The 4,268-nt window shown below is 68.6% G+C and carries 5 protein-coding genes and 1 pseudogene; all 6 read left to right on the top strand.

Annotation, left to right across the window (positions count from 1 at the left end; all coding sequences use genetic code 11):
- On the top strand, positions 1–307 hold a 307-nt coding region (locus tag DIZ27_RS44695), incomplete at its 5' end, for a transposase (RefSeq protein WP_181384043.1).
- Entirely contained in the window at positions 205–1,011 is an 807-nt protein-coding gene (locus tag DIZ27_RS44690; protein WP_181384042.1) for a GIY-YIG nuclease family protein, read from the top strand. The genes DIZ27_RS44695 and DIZ27_RS44690, both read left to right, overlap by 103 nt.
- Positions 992–1,198 (top strand): annotated as a pseudogene (locus tag DIZ27_RS48625) (recombinase family protein); the annotation flags it as partial. The gene DIZ27_RS44690 and the pseudogene DIZ27_RS48625, both read left to right, overlap by 20 nt.
- Before the next feature lie 238 nt (positions 1,199–1,436).
- Positions 1,437–2,282: a sugar nucleotide-binding protein gene (locus DIZ27_RS44680; RefSeq protein ID WP_109383951.1), complete on the top strand. Its 846-nt coding sequence runs from the start codon at positions 1,437–1,439 to the stop codon at positions 2,280–2,282.
- A gap of 214 nt (positions 2,283–2,496) precedes the next feature.
- Positions 2,497–3,390 (top strand): carbon-nitrogen hydrolase family protein, encoded by an 894-nt coding sequence (locus DIZ27_RS44675; RefSeq protein WP_109383950.1) that lies wholly within the window; start codon positions 2,497–2,499, stop codon positions 3,388–3,390.
- 315 nt (positions 3,391–3,705) lie between these two features.
- Positions 3,706–4,059, top strand: a complete 354-nt coding sequence (locus DIZ27_RS48350; protein ID WP_309075007.1) for a GNAT family N-acetyltransferase — start codon at positions 3,706–3,708, stop codon at positions 4,057–4,059.
- The last annotated feature ends 209 nt before the right edge of the window (positions 4,060–4,268 follow it).

Genomic DNA, 4,268 nt, shown 5'->3' with positions numbered 1-4,268 from the left:
TAACTACGCTACGCACAAGACACCGGCGATACAGCGTTGGCTCGCGGAGCACCCGCGCTTCCACATGCACTTCACCCCCACCTACTCCTCCTGGCTCAACCAGGTCGAGCGGTGGTTCGGACTGCTGACCGAGCGGCAGATACGCCGCGGCGTCCACAAGAACGTCCAGGCTCTGGAACGCGACATCCGCGCCTGGATCAAACTGTGGAACGAAGATCCGCGGCCGTTCGCCTGGGTGAAGACCGCGGACGAGATCCTCGAACGCCTCGCCGGATATCTTCAGCGAATCAAAGACTCAAGACACTAGGCCGCAGCAAGTGCAAGATCGGCACGACGAGCGATCTGGGCACCCGCCTGCCGAAGATCTACAACGGGTCCTCTGACCCGCTGGAGTTGATGGCGACCTACCCGGGAGGCGAGGACCTGGAGCGAGCGCTGCACGCCTGGTTCGACTCCTTGCGGAAGCACCTGGAGTGGTTCTACTTCTTCGACGTGGAGCCGAAGCCGTTGGTCGACCGCGCGGTGGAAGTGATCCGCGAGCAGCGGCTGGAGTGGAAGAGCAAGGAGCAGCGGAAGAAGGAGATCGTTCAGGCTGCCCGGAGCACGAGGAAGGCTGAGCAGCACCTGAGGCTCCTCGGCTCGGAGATCCTGCGTATCCAGGATCTCGGGCAACGAGTCCACGCTGAGGCCGTGCGCGTACTCGCGTGGGATTTCACCCCGCGCACGGAAGAGGACGGGGCATTGGCCGACCGCGTGAGCCAGGAGAACGTCTACCTCCTCGATCTCCTGCCTGACCACCTGGGGCGGCTTCTGGACGACCTGAAGCGTTCCATCACCTCCGCTGTGCGAGCCGGAGTCCTGTCGACGACCGACGCCAGGGCCTCGTCCGGACTGGATGAAGGGACAGTGGAGCAGATCATGCGCAAGCCGCAGGCGCCGAACACCGGCCCGTGGGAGCTGATTGCGCGGTGGCGGGCGCCGCTAAACAGTACTGACCCTCTGGGGGCTTGAGCTCGTCATCTCCGCTCAGGACCTCGCCGAACGCGGCCCCCGCCTGCAGATCCTCGGCGGCCCCCTGTCCGACATCTACGACCCGCCGGGCGCCGCCGAGGCCCTCTTCGTGGTGGTCGCCGCGATGGCGGAGGTCGAGCGGGAGTTCATCCACGAGCGGACCCTGATCGGCCTGGACACCGCCGCGGCGAATGGCAACCACGGCGGCAGGTTCGTCCGCGGAGAGCGCCGCGCGCCCCGTCATCGGCCGTGGAAAGCGCAAGGTCGAGCTGCACGAAGCGGTGATCTGCCGTGCAGGCTGAATCTTCATCTCGCTGGTCACAGCCATGGGCGGACGCAACCTTCGACCGCACACGACACAGCGAATCAGCGGATTCCGCCGAGGCTGCCCTGGGCGGCACCCGTCGCCCGTAGCGTGGGACAGCATGACTGTGCTGATCATCGGCGGCAGCGGCTTCTTGGGCACCGAGCTGGTACGCCAGGCGGTATCCGCAGGCCTGTCTCCAGCCGCTACGTTCCATTCCCGCCCAGGCGACCACGGCGGGGCGACATGGCACCCTCTCGATCTTCGTGACTCCCTCCGCCTGGAGGAGGTCCTCGACACAGTGGCTCCGGCCGTGGTGATCAACGCGACGAGCGGCGGAGCGGACTGGGCGGTCACCGCCGAAGGCGGTATCCGCCTCGCCCAAGCTGCGGCCGAGCGCGGTATCCGCCTGGTGCATGTCTCCAGCGACGCGATCTTCTCGGGCACGGGCCGGGACGGGTACAACGAGTCATGCCGTCCAGATCCGCTCACCCCGTACGGGGCCGCGAAAGCGGCCGCTGAGACCGCCGTACGCCTCTTGTGCCCCGACACGGCGGCCGTCGCCCGTACCTCGCTGATCATCGGCAACGGCCACTCCGAGCACGAGCAGCTGGTGCACGCCCTGGCAGCCGGCACCCGGCAGGGCGCCCTGTTCACCGACGACATCCGCTGCCCCGTACACGTGGAGGACCTTGCCGCCGCCCTGTGGGAGATCACCCAATTCGACGCCGCCGGTGTGTTCCACCTCGCCGGCCCGGACGCCCTGAGCCGCCACGAGCTCGGCGAGCTCATCGCCCGCCGCGACGGACTCGACCCCGCCCGGCTGCCCTCCGCACGCCGCTCCGATACGGGACTGCCCGGCGGGCTCGGCGTACGACTCAACAGCCGTGCCACCCAGCAGAAGCTGCACACCCGGCTCCGCGGCGCTCGCGAGTTCCTTAGCGGGAGCAGCCCGGAGCAGACCTGATGGGCGTGCTTTCCGGGCTGCGAAGAGGGGGCGGGCCCCTGCGAGGCGGTCTTCCAGCAGCTGTGGGAGAGGACGAAATGCGGGCCGGCCCCCACTGTGGTCGGCTTGCCAGCCCGCCGGTCACGGCCGGCGAACCGGACAGGAACCGCGCGGATCCGGCCGGGCTCACCGGAGCTTCAGGCCACAGGGGCAGAGATGCCGTAGCGTCCGCGCCATGGCGAGGACATTGCGGCTGGCTGTCGCGCAGAGCACTGTGCCGGAGGATCCCACCGACCGAGGCGCGCTGCGAGCGGCTGGGCAGGAGATCCGGGCCCTGATGGCTGAGGCCGCCGACGCGGGCGCGCGCCTGGTGCAGTTCCCCGAGGGAGCGATCACCTACCCCAGCAAGCACGTGATGGCGGCCGGCCCGGACGGCGAGTTGGCCCCGGCCGACTGGAGCCGTGCCGCCTGGGACGTCCTGCGCGAAGAAGCCGAGTCGATCGCCTCGCTGGCGGGAGAATTACGGCTGTGGACGGCGTTCGGGTCGATCCACCCGCTCACACCGCCGAACCGGCCCCACAACAGCCTCTTCGTCGTCTCCGACCGCGGCGAGCTAGTCGCGCGATACGACAAGCGCTTCCTGTCGCACACCGAGGTCTCCTACCTGTACACCCCGGGGCGCGAGCCTGTCGTTTTCGAGGTGGACGGCATTCGCATCGGCTGCGCGCTATGCGTCGAGGCGAACTTCCCGCCGCTCTTCGTCGAGTATGAACGCCTGGACGTTGACTGCGTTCTGCTTTCCGTGATGGTCGACGACGCGCCGCGGGCGCGGGTCGCCCAGGCCTACGGAACTCTCTACAGCTACTGGCTCGGCTACTCCATCCCGGCCCAGTTCAGCGCCACGGTGCCGTCCGGAATCGTGGCACCCGGCGGCCGGTGGCTGGCGCAGTGCCCCGCCGACGGGCAGCCCGCTCTGGCGGTCGCGGACATCAACCTCGACTCGACCGACCCGGACATCGACGTGGCCCTCCGATACGCCCGGCCCTGGCGTCGTTCGGCACAGAATGGGCTCTACGACGATCATCTGGTAACCGGGGATCCGCGAAGCGACACCCACACCGCTTTCTGAGACCGCCACCCTGTTCTCCAGAGCTTCTCGGTGCGGGCCACGGCGGCCCCCTGCGATGCCGCAGCCTCCTCACCCGAGCCCGCACCGCCGTCGGCCGGCAACTGCACGCTGCCGGACACAGCCCCCGCACGGCACTATCGACACCATGACCTCGCTGCTCCAGGCCGCCCCCGAATGGACGCTCACCGCCGTCCCCTACGGCAGCCCTGACGCCCGCGTCCTCGCCCAAGCCCTCCACCAGGAGCAGTTGGCCACCTACGCACCGCCGACGACCCCGAAGCCACCGCGGACGCGGAATTCGACGCTCCCAACGGCCTGTTCCTCCTCGCCCGGCTCGGGAGAGGACCGGCACTGGCCTGCGGTGGCTGGCGCACCCTCAACACCTCGGCCGCCGAGATCAAACGGATGTACGTGGTGCCGCCCGCTCGCGGGCAGGGACTCGGGCGCCGGATCCTCGCCGCTCTGGAACAGGACGTGCTCGGTCGCGGCCCCATCGAGGTCCTGCTGGAAACTGGCATACGCAACGTCGCGGCCCTCGGCCTGTACACCGCATGCGGCTACGAGCCGATCCGCTCGTACGTCCCCGGCCGCAACCCCGAGATCAACCGAGCACTGAGGAAGGTCTTCCGGCAGCAACCGGCGTCTCAGCCTGGATCCACCGCGCGATAGCCGGTCTGTGGACGACGAAATGAGAAGAGGTGCCCGCTGACCTGGGATGATGGGAGTTCCTACGCCCTCATCAATCCCACGAAGCAAGGCACCTCGTAAGTGAAAGTCTCCCACAGCCCGGCGACGCTGTTCGCCGCGTTCGACGACCCGGACCTGATCGCGCATGCCGGGCTGGTCCCGACGATCCGACTGGCCGAGCGGTGCGGTCT

Source organism: Streptomyces sp. NWU339, assembly GCF_003143855.1.
Lineage (GTDB): Bacteria > Actinomycetota > Actinomycetes > Streptomycetales > Streptomycetaceae > Streptomyces.
Note: the sequence above shows the minus strand (reverse complement) of the source record. Positions and strands in the feature narration are given on the sequence as shown.

Bases quoted from the DNA above. Each gene is read 5' to 3' on its own strand.
- DIZ27_RS44675 (WP_109383950.1), top strand. From the start codon at position 2,497: ATGGCGAGGACATTGCGGCTGGCTGTCGCGCAGAGCACTGTGCCGGAG.
- DIZ27_RS44680 (WP_109383951.1), top strand. From the start codon at position 1,437: ATGACTGTGCTGATCATCGGCGGCAGCGGCTTCTTGGGCACCGAGCTG.